The organism is Tardiphaga sp. 20_F10_N6_6 (assembly GCF_052076045.1).
GTDB classification, from domain to species: domain Bacteria; phylum Pseudomonadota; class Alphaproteobacteria; order Rhizobiales; family Xanthobacteraceae; genus Tardiphaga; species Tardiphaga robiniae.
In genome coordinates this window covers 5,508,670-5,522,306 of record NZ_CP197239.1, presented here as the reverse complement: position 1 = coordinate 5,522,306, position 13,637 = coordinate 5,508,670, and the positions used below count along the sequence as shown (strand labels likewise).

At 60.9% G+C, this 13,637-nt stretch carries 12 protein-coding genes; 1 reads left to right on the top strand and 11 read right to left on the bottom strand.

The genetic code is table 11. From position 1 onward, the window contains the following. Positions 1-286: 286 nt before the first annotated feature. The 9 genes from AB7813_RS26465 to AB7813_RS26425 form a co-directional block, all read right to left on the bottom strand. A complete protein-coding gene (locus tag AB7813_RS26465) occupies positions 287-1,966 on the bottom strand; it encodes a methyl-accepting chemotaxis protein (RefSeq protein ID WP_120288635.1) in 1,680 nt (559 codons plus the stop codon). A gap of 202 nt (positions 1,967-2,168) precedes the next feature. Beyond that, the gene (gene serA / locus AB7813_RS26460; protein WP_315840882.1) at positions 2,169-3,758 is read right to left on the bottom strand and encodes a phosphoglycerate dehydrogenase; all 1,590 of its coding nucleotides are present in this window, start codon (positions 3,756-3,758) and stop codon (positions 2,169-2,171) included. A 235-nt stretch (positions 3,759-3,993) separates the two neighbouring features. Further along, complete coding sequence (locus tag AB7813_RS26455; protein WP_441228789.1) at positions 3,994-5,166, bottom strand: phosphoserine transaminase; 1,173 nt, start codon at positions 5,164-5,166, stop codon at positions 3,994-3,996. A gap of 219 nt (positions 5,167-5,385) precedes the next feature. After that, complete coding sequence (locus AB7813_RS26450; RefSeq protein WP_441228788.1) at positions 5,386-5,850, bottom strand: GNAT family N-acetyltransferase; 465 nt, start codon at positions 5,848-5,850, stop codon at positions 5,386-5,388. Next, positions 5,847-6,428, bottom strand: coding sequence for a glutathione S-transferase family protein (locus AB7813_RS26445; RefSeq protein ID WP_441228787.1), 582 nt, complete (start codon positions 6,426-6,428; stop codon positions 5,847-5,849). The genes AB7813_RS26450 and AB7813_RS26445 overlap by 4 nt, the downstream gene beginning before the upstream one ends. A 99-nt stretch (positions 6,429-6,527) precedes the next feature. Then, the gene (locus tag AB7813_RS26440) at positions 6,528-7,352 is read right to left on the bottom strand and encodes an outer membrane protein (protein ID WP_439057384.1); all 825 of its coding nucleotides are present in this window, start codon (positions 7,350-7,352) and stop codon (positions 6,528-6,530) included. A gap of 153 nt (positions 7,353-7,505) precedes the next feature. Continuing rightward, positions 7,506-8,375 (bottom strand): outer membrane protein, encoded by an 870-nt coding sequence (locus AB7813_RS26435; protein ID WP_068731233.1) that lies wholly within the window; start codon positions 8,373-8,375, stop codon positions 7,506-7,508. Between the two features lie 470 nt (positions 8,376-8,845). Continuing rightward, positions 8,846-10,192, bottom strand: a complete 1,347-nt coding sequence (gene glmM / locus AB7813_RS26430; RefSeq protein ID WP_089261706.1) for a phosphoglucosamine mutase — start codon at positions 10,190-10,192, stop codon at positions 8,846-8,848. Between the two features lie 250 nt (positions 10,193-10,442). Then, entirely contained in the window at positions 10,443-10,640 is a 198-nt protein-coding gene (locus AB7813_RS26425; protein ID WP_141137017.1) for a hypothetical protein, read from the bottom strand. Between the two features lie 123 nt (positions 10,641-10,763). Here AB7813_RS26425 and AB7813_RS26420 point away from each other — a divergent pair, with 123 nt between their 5' ends. Then, positions 10,764-11,903: an alpha-hydroxy acid oxidase gene (locus AB7813_RS26420; protein ID WP_441228786.1), complete on the top strand. Its 1,140-nt coding sequence runs from the start codon at positions 10,764-10,766 to the stop codon at positions 11,901-11,903. Positions 11,904-12,028: 125 nt separating this feature from the next. Here the strand turns inward: AB7813_RS26420 and AB7813_RS26415 are convergent, their stop codons facing one another. Beyond that, positions 12,029-12,658 (bottom strand): hypothetical protein, encoded by a 630-nt coding sequence (locus AB7813_RS26415; protein WP_441228785.1) that lies wholly within the window; start codon positions 12,656-12,658, stop codon positions 12,029-12,031. A gap of 72 nt (positions 12,659-12,730) precedes the next feature. Then, positions 12,731-13,576, bottom strand: coding sequence for a shikimate dehydrogenase (locus AB7813_RS26410; protein WP_441228784.1), 846 nt, complete (start codon positions 13,574-13,576; stop codon positions 12,731-12,733). Positions 13,577-13,637: the final 61 nt, after the last annotated feature.

Here is a 13,637-nt window from a genome sequence, read left to right as displayed (position 1 = left end):
TATCCCTGTAAGGCGCGCTGAAATAAGCGAGTCACCATCGCAGGGTGTAGTTTCGAGTTCGTGAAGTGGTGTGTAGTTCCGTTTTTGCAACCGCGGTTATAGGTTACCTCGAACGCACCAAAAGTCGCGCTACAGGTAGCTGCGCACCACTATGAACTATCATTGTGCAGATTTAAATTCGGTGGTGCAGCGATACGACGCAGCGGCCGAAACTCAATAGTTCAGGCAAGTCCCAGCCCGGTAGCTCCCCGAGCGCAGCTAAGCCGCGCTCGGGGAAGGATTTGACTCAGGCTGCTCTCACCTTGGCGAGGAATTCATCCACTGCGGTGCGCAGCATGCCGGACTGGCTCTCCAGCTCCTTTGCATTCGACAGCACCTGTGACGCCGCGGAGCCGGTGGCTTCGGCTGCGCTGCTGACGCCGCCGATATGATTGCTGATCTCATTCGCGCCGGCCGACACCGACTGAATGTTGCGCGCGATTTCCTGCGTCGCAGTGCCCTGCTGCTCCACCGCCACAGAGATCGTGTTGGTGATCTGGCTCATCTGGGCGATGGTGCCGGTGATGGCGCCGATCGATGCAACGGCCTCGCTGGTCGATGCCTGCATGGCGGCGACCTGCGCCGAAATTTCCTCGGTGGCCTTGGCGGTCTGGCTGGCCAGCGCCTTCACCTCCGACGCAACCACGGCAAAGCCGCGACCGGACTCGCCGGCACGTGCGGCTTCGATGGTCGCGTTCAGCGCCAGCAGATTGGTCTGGGAGGCAATGCTGTGGATCAGCTGTACCACTTCGCCGATTTTCTCAGCGCCGCTCGACAGGATCTGAACAGTCGCATTGGTGCGCTCGGCATCGCCTACCGCCTTGCTGGCGATCTCGCTGGAAGCCGATACCTGACGCAGCACTTCACTGACTGACGCCGACAATTCCTCCGCAGCCGCCGCAACCGTGCTGACATTGTCGGACGAGCGCGTCGAAGCTGCACTGACCGTCGCGGCGCGCGAGCTTGCATCGCTTGCCGTCGCCGTCATCGACTGCGCGGTGCTCTGCATGCCGACTGCGGCGGTGGAGACCGAGCGGACGATACCCGTCACGCTGCGCTCGAAATCCGTGGCCATCGCCTCCATGGCGGCTCGGCGCTCCGCGGCGATACGGCCCTGCGCATCCGCCTCGACCTGTTCCAGCGAGCGGATACGCAGCGCGTTGTCCTTGAACACCTGAACCGTCTTGGCCATCGCACCGACTTCATCGCTACGGCCAACGCCGGGAATTTCCTCATCCAGCGCACCATTGGCGAGCGACTCCATGCGCGATCCCAGCATGCCGAGCGGCTTGGTGATGCTACGGCCGATCAGCCACGCGATCGCACCCGCCACCGCGGCAATGGCCAGCATGGCCAGGCCGAGTGCCCAGATGATCGGTTTCAGATGAGCGTCGAGGTCATCGAGATAGGCGCCGGTGGCAATGAACATGTTCCAGCCGGGAAGCGCCGCGGCATAACCCATCTTGCGCGACGGGACCTGCTCATTGGGCTTCTGGAATTCGTAAGTCAGAATCTTCGTGCCGTTGGCTGCGACGCCGTCGCGGAATTCACGCGTAATGGCTACGCCGCTAACCTTGACGTCGAGCCGGTTGGATCCCGCCTTGAAGCCCGGCAAATGAACCACCTCACCGTCCATCGTGTAGATGAACAGATAGTTGCCGTTGTCATAGGTCATCGGCTCGATGCGGCGTACCAGCTCGGCGGTCGCGGCTTCCTTGGTGAGCTTGCCTGCTGCGACATCCTTCTGGATGCTGGCCGCTACGTTGGTCCCGATTTCGACGATCGACTTCAGCTGCTCGGTTCGCGCGGAGAGCATCTCGCTCTTGACCATATAGGCGGCCAGGATGCCCGCGGCGCAGAGGCCGATCATGGTGACGGCCACCAGAACGACGAGCTTGTACGTAATACGGATATTGGCGAGCTTCACGGCTGTGTTCCCCCGGGCGTGCGATTTTCGATCGCTGATTCCTCGGGGTAAAATGTATCGGGGTAGTGTTCCCAAATCCTTACACGTGCGGGGCAGGGGCAAACCTGCCGCGCCGACCTGAATGTGAACATTTTCCGCAAAACGAAAAAATCCCCGCCTTTCGGACGGGGATTTCGGCAATGTCAGTTCGGGTAAGAGACACTCAGAATGTCAGCGCCTTGGCCTGTTTCACCTGCGGCAGCGCCTGCACCTTGCTCAGCACATCGGCCGGCACAACGCCGTCGATCTCCACCAGCGCGATGGCGTCACCGCCCTGTTCGTTGCGGCCGAGATGGAAGGTTGCGATGTTGACCTTGGCGTCGCCGAGCAGCGAGGCGAACTTTCCGATGAAGCCCGGCTTGTCCTCGTTGGTGACATAGATCATCGACTTCCCGAATTCGGCATCGACGCGGATACCCTTGATATCAACCAGCCGCGGCTTGCCATCATGATAGACAGTGCCGGACACCGAGCGTTCCTGCCGTTCGGTGATAACCGTAACGGTGATCAGGCTTTCGTAATCGCTCTGCGCCGCGCGCACCACTTCATCGACTACCATGCCGCGCTCCTTGGCAACGGCCGGCGCGGAGACGACGTTGACGTCGCCGAGCATTGGCCGCAGCAACCCGCTCAATGCAGCAGACGTCAGGGCCTTGATCTTCATTTCGGCCACCGCGCCTTCATAGGTGATCTGCACCTTGGCAATGCCGGTCTCGGTGAGCTGGCCCGCGAACGAGCCAAGCTTCTCGGCGAGTTCGATGAACGGCTTCAGCTTCGGTGCTTCTTCCGCGGTGATCGACGGGAAGTTGACCGCGTTGGAGATCGCGCCTGACAGCAGATAATCCGACATCTGCTCGGCGACCTGCAGCGCGACATTCTCCTGCGCTTCGGTTGTCGATGCGCCCAAATGCGGCGTGCAGATCACATTGGGATGGCCGAACAGCACGTTCTTGGTGGCCGGCTCCTCGACGAACACGTCGAAGGCAGCGCCGGCGACATGCTTGCTATTCAGCGCATCGACCAGCGCCTGCTCGTCGACCAGACCGCCGCGGGCGCAGTTGATAATGCGCACGCCGGGCTTCATCTTGGCGATGGCAGCGGCATCGATGATGTTCTTCGTCTTCTCGGTAAGCGGCGTATGCAGCGTGATGAAGTCGGCACGCTTGAGGAGGTCGTCAAGTTCGACCTTCTCGACGCCGATGTCCTTGGCGCGTTCCGGCGACAGGAACGGATCGAAGGCAATGACCTTCATACGCAGGCCGAGCGCGCGGTCGGCGGCAATGGCGCCGATATTGCCGCAACCGATCACGCCCAGCGTCTTGCCGGTGATCTCGACGCCCATGAAGCGGTTCTTCTCCCACTTGCCGGCCTGCGTCGACGCATCGGCCTGCGGGATCTCGCGGGCCAGCGAGAGCATCAGTGTGATCGCATGTTCGGCTGTCGTGATCGAATTGCCGAACGGCGTGTTCATCACGATGATGCCCTTGGCGGTGGCCGCGGGAATTTCGACATTGTCGACGCCGATGCCGGCGCGGCCGATCACCTTCAGGCGCGTCGCCCTTTCGAGAATCTTCGCGGTTGCCTTGGTGGCCGAGCGAATGGCGAGGCCGTCATAGTTGCCGATGATCTCGGCAAGCTTGTCCTTGTCCTTGCCGAGATTCGGCTGGAAGTCGACGTCGATGCCGCGATCCCGAAAGATCTGCACGGCAGCGGGAGAGAGAGCGTCGGAAATGAGAACTTTGGGGGCGGTCATGGGATGTGATCCTCGAAATGGGAGCCGGTGTAGGCGCGACAAACGCAGCAGGCTCCTTCTCCCCGTTCTTACGGGGAGAAGGTCGGGATGAGGGGCCACTTTCGACCCGAGAATACAGGAGTGAGGAGAGTTGAGTGCCATGCCCCTCACCCGGACATCGCGCTTCGCGTGATGTCCGACCTCTCCCCGCCCGCGCACAGCGAAGCTGTGCTAGGCGGGGAGAGGTTAAGAGCAACTAAGCCGCCTTGGCGAGCGAAGCCTTGGTCTCGGCAAAGGCCCAGTCGATCCACTGCGTGAGGATTTCGACGTCCTTGGCTTCGACCGTAGCACCACACCAGATGCGCAGACCGGCCGGCGCATCGCGATAATGCGCGAAGTCGAAACCGGCATTTTCCTTCTCGACGGCTGCGACCAGCTTCTTGGCGAAGTCAGCCTGCGCGTCCGGCGAGAGCGCGGTGATCGCGGGATCGATCACCTTCATGCATACCGACGTGTTGGAGCGGATCGCCGGATCAACCGCCAGGAAGTCGATCCACGGCGTCTTCGCTTTCCAGTCGGCGAGCGCCTTGGTGTTGGCGTCCGCACGCGCGATCAGCGCCTTGAGACCTCCGACCGACTTGGCCCAGCCGAGCGCATCGAGATAGTCCTCGACGCACAGCATCGACGGCGTGTTGATGGTCTCGCCGACGAAGATGCCTTCGTTGAGCTTGCCGCCCTTGGTCATGCGGAAGATCTTCGGCAGCGGCCATGGCGGCGTGTAGCTCTCCAGACGCGCCACGGCGCGCGGCGACAGCACGAGCATGCCATGTGCGGCTTCGCCGCCGAGCGCCTTTTGCCAGGAGAAGGTGACGACATCGAGCTTGGCCCAGTCGAGCGGCTGCGCAAAAGCAGCAGACGTCGCGTCGCAGATGGTCAGGCCTTCGCGGTCAGCCTTGATCCAGTCGGCATTCGGCACGCGCACGCCGGAGGTCGTGCCGTTCCAGGTGAAGACGATGTCCGAGTTCGGATCGGCCTTCGACAGGTCGGGGAGTTCGCCATAGCCGGCATGCAGCTTGGTGATGTCCTTGAGCTTCAGCTCCTTGACGATGTCCGAAACCCAGCCTTCACCGAAGGATTCCCAGGCGATGGTGGTGACGGGACGCGGCCCGAGCAGCGACCACAGCGCCATCTCAACGGCGCCCGTATCCGATGCCGGCACGATACCGATGCGGTAATCGGCGGGCACTTCGAGCACTTCACGCGTCAGATCGATCGCGAGTTTGAGCTTGTTCTTGCCGATCTTCGCACGGTGCGAACGACCAAGGGCTGCGTCGGTGAGTTTTTCGGGGGTCCAGCCTGGGCGCTTGGCGCAGGGGCCGGAGGAGAAATGCGGCACGTTGGGCCGCGAAGAAGGCTTCGCTGCAGTCATAATCTATCCTTCCAGATAGCTAGCCTCCCGTTGGGGGGAGGTGTCCCGCTGGCGTGGATATGGGAACCGACCCGGAGCGTCAAGCGACTTCCGGGCTATCACGCGTGATTGATGGCCGGATGACGTCGCCCGTCCCGGCGTACCACCACCGGTTTTGCTGATGCCTTGCAACGAACGGCGCCGCGCGGCGTCCGCCGGACGACATGATGATGACGCGTTCTAGAACCGCAACGTCATGCCCACATGACTGTCAGCGAAACCGAGGCGCTTGTAGAATCGCTGGGCATCGACCCGGGTCTGGTGCGTCAACAGCTCGACGAGCTTGCATCCCCTCGCTTGTGCCTCGCCAATGGCCCATCGCACCAGTTGTTCGCCGATGCCCTGGCTGCGCAGCGTCGTCGACACACGAACATCCTCGATAAGCGCACGCGAAGCGCCCTGCGAGCTCAAGCCCGGCAGGATGCAGAGCTGCAGGCATCCGACCACGCTGCCATCGCCGCCTTCTGCAACCATCAACCGGATATTTGGATCATGCGTGACCTTATCGAAGGCCTCGTAATAAGGTTGCGGCAGCGGATCCTCGATACGCTCGCGGCCACGGCCGAGCGCATCATCGGCCAACATCGCCACGATTGCAGCGACGTCCTGGCGCTGCGCCGGCCGCAGTACGACCTTCGTGCTCATACGAGGCCCAATGCCTTCTCGCTGTCGGCGATCCAGCGCCTGATCGACGCGTAACCGTCGAGATGGAAGCCCCCCTCATAGGCGACGCGCGTATAGGCCAGCAACGACGCGTCGGCCAGCGAGACGTGATCTCCGACAAGGAAACGCGATGTCGTCAGGTGATGCTCCATGCGCACCAGCGCGAAATAGCCGCGCTTCAGCTTTTCGGGATCGAGATCCGAAATCGCCTTGCCGAGATAGACGATCTGATAGCGGCACACCGCGATATAGGGCTCGTGGCTGTATTGTTCCCAGAACAGCCATTCATCCATCTTGGCGGCGTCATAGGCATCGGTCGGGATCAAATCGCTGCCACGCGCGAGATAGCGGATGATGGCATTGGACTGCGCGAGCGGGCGACCGTCATCGAGCACAACGGTCGGCACCTGGCCGGCGCCGTTAAGCGCCAGAAACTCCGGCGTCCGGCTCTCGCCCTTGCTCGTGTCGATATCAATCCACGTATAGGGAAGTTTGAGGTGATCGCTCACCCACTTCACCTTCAGGCAATTGCCGGAATTCAGATCGCCGTAGATTTTCATGATGACTGCCCCGCATCCTCAGACACGGTAAGGCAGCATTCGTCAAACGGCATGTCAACAGAGATCAAACTCGTGCCAAACGTGCGCGACCTTGGCCGGTCAGAACTTGTAGCCGACGCCGGCTCGCACGGTATTGATATTGGTATCGACCGTTGAGGTGAAGCGGATGTATTCCCACTCGGCGCGCATGAACAGCCCACCGATCAGGTTCACGTCAACGCCGAGGCCAGCAGAGTAGCCGTAGATGAGATGGCTGTATTGGCCTTCGGTCTTGCTGTAGTCGAACGGGAGGTTCTGGAAGCCCGGTGCTGCGGCTACATTGACGGCGACCCCGTGAATACGTGCTGACCGAACGATATCGGCCTGTCCGAGCGCGAGACCTCCGAACATGTAAGGCAAGAACGATCCCACGGCATAGCCGGCGCGGGCACGCAGCGTGCCCATATCCGTAATCGACATCTTCGCAGCGGCATCGTAGGTGACGCCGTTGGTATAGCCGAGAGCATCGATGAAAGAGCGCCCCATCGAACCGCTTGCGTCGCCGCCGAACTTGCCGTGCATGTAGCTCATTTCGACGCCAATCACGACGTCGTCCCACTGGCTATTGTAGCCGATGAAGCCACCCCAGCCCTCGCCTCGCCGCGACGTCTTGCCGAGCAATGGCCATTGCGAGACCTGGCCGGCTGATTCCATTGCAAGGCCATCCAGCAGGCTGCCTGCGAGGGTACGTGTCGCCCCGGTGAAATTCATGTCGGACTGTCCGACGCCAGCTTGGGCGCCGATATAGTAGCCCTCCCAGACCGAGCGCGTTGAGCTTAGTCCTTCGGGGAACGAGCCGCGCAGCGCCGGGAATTCTGGCATATCGGCGGCTTGAGCGGTTTGCACTGCGCCCAGCAGCGCTGCAGCGATCAGAAGTCTACGCATCACGACAATTCCTCAACTCACCGAACTGTCCCGATCATCCGCTGTTAACCTTAATCATTGGTTGCGATGATACTACCCGTGCAAAACAAAACGGCGCGGGAATCTCCCGCGCCGTTAAGGTCTCTTAAGATAGTTGAGGCAATCCGCTTAGCTTTAGCCCTTGCGGATCAACGGCGGCGGCGCATAGGCCGGCGGGCTGTCGAGGTTCCAGCGCACGCCGAGCTTCAGGTCATGCGAGGTGATGTCCTTGAACTGCATCGCCACGCCGCGGGTGAAGCCGTCATAGGTCGAGACCGGTCCGGTCTGGCCATCGCCGAGGTTCATGTAGCTGTAGCCGAGTTCGACGGTCATTGCCGGATTGACCTTGTAAGCAAGACCGGTGTGCAAGGCCCATGCGAAGTTCCACTTCGATGCTGCCGGCGCGCTGGCATAGCTCGGGAACGGGCCGCCGATGAATGGCACGCCGCCGGCGGAGCCGACATTGATCGCACCGTTATCCGTGTAGTTCCCGATATTGACGCGAGCCATGCCGACGCCGGCGCCGACGAACGGGGTCACGCACCACCAGGTACCGAGATCGACGTAACCATTGGCCATCACCACCCATTCGGACTTGGTGGCGTTGTAGTTGTTCACGCCGGTACCAACGAGGCCGCTCGACGGGAACGTCACGTGATCGGTGCCCTTGAAATTCGAATTGCCGCGATACTGGCCGGTGATGTCACCGCGGAACCAGTTGTTGAACTGATAACCGACGCCGAGCTGGAAGATGCCAGCCGTATCGAAGGCAGTGGTCTGCTGAAGCGAGAGCAGATTGGCGTTGCGACCATCACCCATCTCGATGTTCTTGACGCGCTGGTTGCTGAAACCGATATCGCCGCGCAGGTACCAACCGCCGAAGTCTTCAACCGGCGGCGGCGCATACATCTGAGGCGGTGGAGCAATGGGCATGTCGGCAGCGAGAACGGCGGTCGACATCAGGGAAGCCGCGCCCGCGGCCAGAATGAATTTAACGCTACGCATTGGCTTCGTCCTTTTGGGCCAAAGAGGCAACTAATGGAGGCCTCACACTCGGAAACTCACAAACGGACGATGACACCAACTCCTTAAGCGGCGCTTAACCCTAACTTTTAAGGTTGATATTTGGTGACGAAAATGCACGCAAATTCCATCACGCCACTGCGTCGCCACAGTTACTAACAATGTCTTGCTATCAAACCGTGCTGCAATGCGCCGCGGCATCGCCAGGTGTTAACGAGACTTACCTGCCCGGAGCCTTCGGCTCTGACCGGATCAGAACCGAGGCTCCAGCTTTTTGTTGACGCGTTTCCTTGATGCGAACCGGTGCCCACTTCGCTCGAAAGCGCTCCAACGCGAACTATCAAAACGCAAAAGAGCCGCCTCACCCGATAAATATTCGGGCAAGACGGCTCTTCATGTCAGCTCGGCAGTCATCGCGCTGGCGCCTTGGCCAGAGCGAACGAACAGGAATCTTACGCCGCGGCTGCGTGGCCCAGCGCGTCAACGATGGAATCCACCACTTCCTCGACCATCACGCGGTCATCGCCCTCTCCCATCACGCGGATGACTGGCTCCGTGCCCGACGGGCGGATCAGGAGACGACCATGACCATTGAGGCGCTGTTCACCGGCAGCGATGGTGGATTTCACTTCCGCATCATCGAGCGGCTTGCCGCTGCGATAACGCACATTCTTCAGAATCTGCGGCAACGGATCGAACAGGTGGCAGACTTCCGACACCGGCCGACCGAGCTTGGTCACCACGGCCAGCACCTGCAGCGCGGCTACGAAACCGTCGCCTGTCGTCGCATGGTCCGACATGATGATATGGCCGGACGGTTCGCCGCCGACATTGTAGCCGTGCTGTAGCATCTGCTCGAGCACATAGCGATCGCCCACCGCGGTGCGGATGAGGTCGATGCCCTGCCCCTTCAGGAAGCGCTCCAGACCGAGATTTGACATCACAGTGGAGACGATGCCCGGCTTGGCGAGCCGCCCGTCTTCCTTCCAGCTCTGCGCGATAACGGCGAGCAACTGATCGCCATCGACCAGATGGCCACGCTCGTCGACCATGATCAGCCGATCGGCGTCGCCATCCAGCGCAATGCCAATATCGGCGCGCATCTCGCGCACCTTGCGACTCAGCGCTTCCGGTGCGGTCGATCCGCATTCCTTGTTGATGTTGAAACCATCCGGCTCGACGCCGATGGAGATGACGTCCGCGCCGAGTTCCCAGAGCGCCTCCGGCGCCACCTTGTAGGCGGCGCCATGGGCGCAATCGATGACGACGCGCAAACCATCGAGGCTGAGATTTCGCGGCAGCGTGCGTTTGGCAAATTCGATGTAGCGATCATGCACCCCGTCGATGCGGCGCGCCCGACCGAGGCTGGCGCTCTGCGACAGTCTCTTGTCGAGATTCTCGTCGAGCAATTCCTCGATCTGCTTCTCGACATCGTCCGACAGCTTGTAGCCGAGCGGTCCGAACAGCTTGATGCCGTTGTCCTCGAACAGATTGTGCGATGCGGAAATCATCACGCCGAGATCGGCGCGCATCGACTTGGTCAGCATCGCCACGGCTGGCGTCGGCATCGGCCCGACCAGCAGCACATCCATGCCGACCGACGTGAAGCCTGCCACCATCGCATTTTCGATCATGTAGCCGGACAACCGGGTGTCCTTGCCGATCACGACACGATGACGATGTTCGCCGCGCTGAAACACAAGACCTGCGGCCTGCCCAACCTTCAGTGCCAGTTCCGGCGTGATCAGACCATTGGCGCGGCCGCGAATGCCGTCTGTCCCGAAATATTTACGGCTCATGGTAACCCCCAATGCCCTCGCGCCTTGCGCGAGGGCTCAAAACCCTGTCTCAGGCGACTGACCCATTGGCAGCGCCATATATGTGACGGACTTATAAGGCTACGGCCCCTAAAATCGCTTCAAAAAATATGATGAATCATTACCAAGGCCCGGAGCACGCGATCGACGACAAGCCATTGATATTACTTATATACCTTACCTTTCATGTAATGCCTTCGATGGAGCATCAGCTGACCGGAACCCGGCCCGCTCAGCCCTTTCGCTTGATATGCGCGTCCGCCTTTGAATGGGCAGGCTGGGTCACACTGACCGGATCGGAGCCCGGAAAAGTCTCCTCCAACCCTTCGTCCAGCGCAACTTCCAGCTGTCGCTTTTCTTCGTCCTCGGCTGCCTTGCCGGGAGCCTTGCCGGCCCCGTGGCCTGCTGGATTTGTCTTGGAGCCGGACATTCTGGCCTCCTTCAATTTCGACGACATTCCAATGACAAGGATGATATGGCGGACCGCCTAACCATGCTAGATGACACCGAAACAAGCAAATACAAGCAAAGACAAGAACGGCTGGGACATCTCATGAAGCATATCACCTGCATCGAAGATCTTCGCCTCGAGCACAAGCGCAACGTGCCGAAGGCGTTCTTCGATTATGTCGACCATGGCTCCTATAGCGAAGACACGTTCCGTGCGAATTGCGAGGATCTGCAGAAGCTGAAGTTCCGCCAGCGTATTCTGGTCGACATCGCCAATCGCGACACCTCGACGACCATCCTCGGTGAGAAGGCCACCATGCCGCTGATCTGCGCGCCGGTCGGCTCAACCGGCTTGCAATATGGCGACGGCGAAATTCACTCCTGCCGGGCGGCGCAGGCGGCGGGCATTCCCTATACGCTCTCGACGATGTCGATCAATTCGATCGAAGACGTCGCCGAGAATGTCGAAAAACCGTTCTGGTTTCAGCTCTATGTCATGAAGGATCGCGGCTTCATCAAGGAATTGATCGAGCGCGCCATCAAGGCGAAGTGTAGCGCGCTGGTGCTGACCGTCGATCTGCAGGTGATCGGCCAGCGTCATGCCGACATCAAGAATGGCCTGTCGGTGCCGCCTCAGATCTTGAATGTGAAGAACCTGATCGATTTCATGAGCAAGCCCGGCTGGCTGGTGCGCACGCTGAAAGCCAAGCGGCGCAACTTCGGCAACATCGCCGGCTTCGTGAAGAACACCGACGATCTCGGCTCCGTCGCGCAGTGGACAGCATCGCAATTCGACGCGTCGTTGAACTGGAAGGATCTCGACTGGATCCGCAGCATCTGGCCCGGCAAGATCGTGATCAAGGGCATTCACGATATCGAGGATGCCCGCGAAGCCGTGAAGGTCGGCGCGCAGGCGATGGTCGTGTCCAACCACGGCGGACGTCAGCTCGACGGCGCACCGTCGTCGATCTCGGTACTGCCGGGGATCGCCGATGCCGTCGGCTCGGAGATCGAAGTGATGTTCGACAGCGGCATCCGCTCGGGGCAGGACGTGATGCGTGCGCTCGCCCTCGGCGCCAAGTCCTGCATGATCGGCCGCGCCTATATCTACGGCCTCGGTGCCTATGGCGGCCCCGGCGTGACCAAGGCGCTCGACATCCTGCGCAACGAACTCAGCGTGACCATGGGCCTGTGCGGCGTGAATTCGATCGCCGAGATCGACAGGCACGTTTTGGTGAGCTGAATGCCTCTCTCAGTCGTCATGGCCGGGCTTGTCCCGGCCATCCACGTCTTTCTGCCTTGCCCAAGACGTGGATGCCCGGCACAAGGCCGGGCATGACGATAGTGTTCTAGTTCAAGCTTTCTAGCTCACATCGGCGGCGTCAACCCATCCAGCCCAACATTGACCCGCGCCGTCTCGAAGGTGCCGTCATCCTTCTTGGTAGCGCCCATGATGATGATCTTGGCGCCAGGCTTGAGTTCATCCTTGTTGCCCGGCACGAATGTCACGATGGGCGTGTCAGGCGTCACGGTCACTTTCTTTTCCCCGTCCTTGTACTTCACCGTCACCGTCTGGCCATCGGAGGCCTGGACCTTCTGATCGACGGTGGCATTGGTCATGCTGCTGTTGGGGCGCAGATCCCAGGGGCGCGAACCTTCGCCGGTGCCGCGCATCGCTTCCGGAAAGATATGGATCGCGATGGCCTTCTGCGACCCGTCGGCCTGCGGCATGCCGGTCACGCCGATATAGGAGCCGGGCTTCACCTCGGCCATTGTCGTTCTGGCAATGCCGGTCACGGTGACATTGTCCGTCATCTTCACTTTGCGCTCGTCGCCTTCACGCGTCTTGATCGTCAGCACCGCGCCGTCGACGGCTTCGATGGCACCACGGATGCGCAGGGGTTGCGGCTGCTGCGCTGATGCAGCGGAAATCAGCAATGAACCAGCGAGAAGTGAGCCCACGAACAAGCGAGCCGAAGTCGATACGATCTGAACCATAGGGGAATTTCCTTTGAAGGCGGCGCCCACCGCTGCAGATGGAAACCCCAAGGCCAAATAGCTATTCCCCGCTCACGCCACTGTGAGATCGGCCTCGACGAGGCGACGCAGTTCCGGCGTCACGTCGGGGCGCTGCCCGAACCACAATTCGAAGCCACGCACGGCCTGATACAGCAACATGCCGAGTCCATCCGCGGTGCGGAGGCCCCGCGCGCGGGCGGCGGCGAGCAGCGGGGTGTCGAGCGGCACGTAAACGAGATCGGCGACGACCGCCTGGTCAGGCAACAGATCGAGGTCGATGATCAATGGCGGCTGGCCGCCCATGCCGAGCGACGTGGTGTTCACCAGCAAGGATGCGCGCGGCAACATGCTGGCGACATGCTCCCACGCCAGCGGCACGACCTGCGACCCGAATTGCGCGGCCATCGCCTCGGCACGATCGAGACTGCGATTGGCGACATAGACATGCTTGATTCCGCGTTCCAGCAATCCGAACACCACTGCACGCGACGAACCGCCCGCGCCGAGCACCAGCGCGTCGTCGGCCTGGTCCCAGTCGTGCGCGCAATGATCGAGATTGTCGATGAAGCCCTCGATATCCGTATTGGTCGCGCGTAGCGTGCCGTGGTCATACCATAACGTGTTGGCGGCCCCGACCGCGCGCGCGCGGCGATCCGGTGAGGTCAGCTTCAGCACACGCTCCTTGTGCGGGATCGTGACATTGGCGCCGATGTAACCGTGCTTGGAGAGGTTCATCACGAATTCGGCTACGCCTTCCGGCGGAATAGACTCGATACTATAGCCGCCCGGAATATCCATGCTGCGCAGCCAGTGATGGTGGATCAGCGGCGAGCGCGAATGCGCGGCAGGCCAGCCGATCAAACAGGCGGCGCGGGGCGTGGTCTCGTTCGGCATCATTCATCCTTCGCTTCAGGCGGAAGCGTGCGTAGCATAAAAATCATGCAGGGGCTCTTAATCA

Excerpts from the sequence above, each read along its gene's own strand:
- serA (WP_315840882.1), bottom strand. The coding sequence starts at position 3,758 with ATGACCGCCCCCAAAGTTCTCATTTCCGACGCTCTCTCTCCCGCTGCC.
- AB7813_RS26455 (WP_441228789.1), bottom strand. The coding sequence starts at position 5,166 with ATGACTGCAGCGAAGCCTTCTTCGCGGCCCAACGTGCCGCATTTCTCC.
- AB7813_RS26450 (WP_441228788.1), bottom strand. The coding sequence starts at position 5,850 with ATGAGCACGAAGGTCGTACTGCGGCCGGCGCAGCGCCAGGACGTCGCT.
- AB7813_RS26445 (WP_441228787.1), bottom strand. The coding sequence starts at position 6,428 with ATGAAAATCTACGGCGATCTGAATTCCGGCAATTGCCTGAAGGTGAAG.
- AB7813_RS26440 (WP_439057384.1), bottom strand. The coding sequence starts at position 7,352 with ATGCGTAGACTTCTGATCGCTGCAGCGCTGCTGGGCGCAGTGCAAACC.
- AB7813_RS26435 (WP_068731233.1), bottom strand. The coding sequence starts at position 8,375 with ATGCGTAGCGTTAAATTCATTCTGGCCGCGGGCGCGGCTTCCCTGATG.
- glmM (WP_089261706.1), bottom strand. The coding sequence starts at position 10,192 with ATGAGCCGTAAATATTTCGGGACAGACGGCATTCGCGGCCGCGCCAAT.
- AB7813_RS26425 (WP_141137017.1), bottom strand. The coding sequence starts at position 10,640 with ATGTCCGGCTCCAAGACAAATCCAGCAGGCCACGGGGCCGGCAAGGCT.
- AB7813_RS26420 (WP_441228786.1), top strand. The coding sequence starts at position 10,764 with ATGAAGCATATCACCTGCATCGAAGATCTTCGCCTCGAGCACAAGCGC.
- AB7813_RS26415 (WP_441228785.1), bottom strand. The coding sequence starts at position 12,658 with ATGGTTCAGATCGTATCGACTTCGGCTCGCTTGTTCGTGGGCTCACTT.
- AB7813_RS26410 (WP_441228784.1), bottom strand. The coding sequence starts at position 13,576 with ATGATGCCGAACGAGACCACGCCCCGCGCCGCCTGTTTGATCGGCTGG.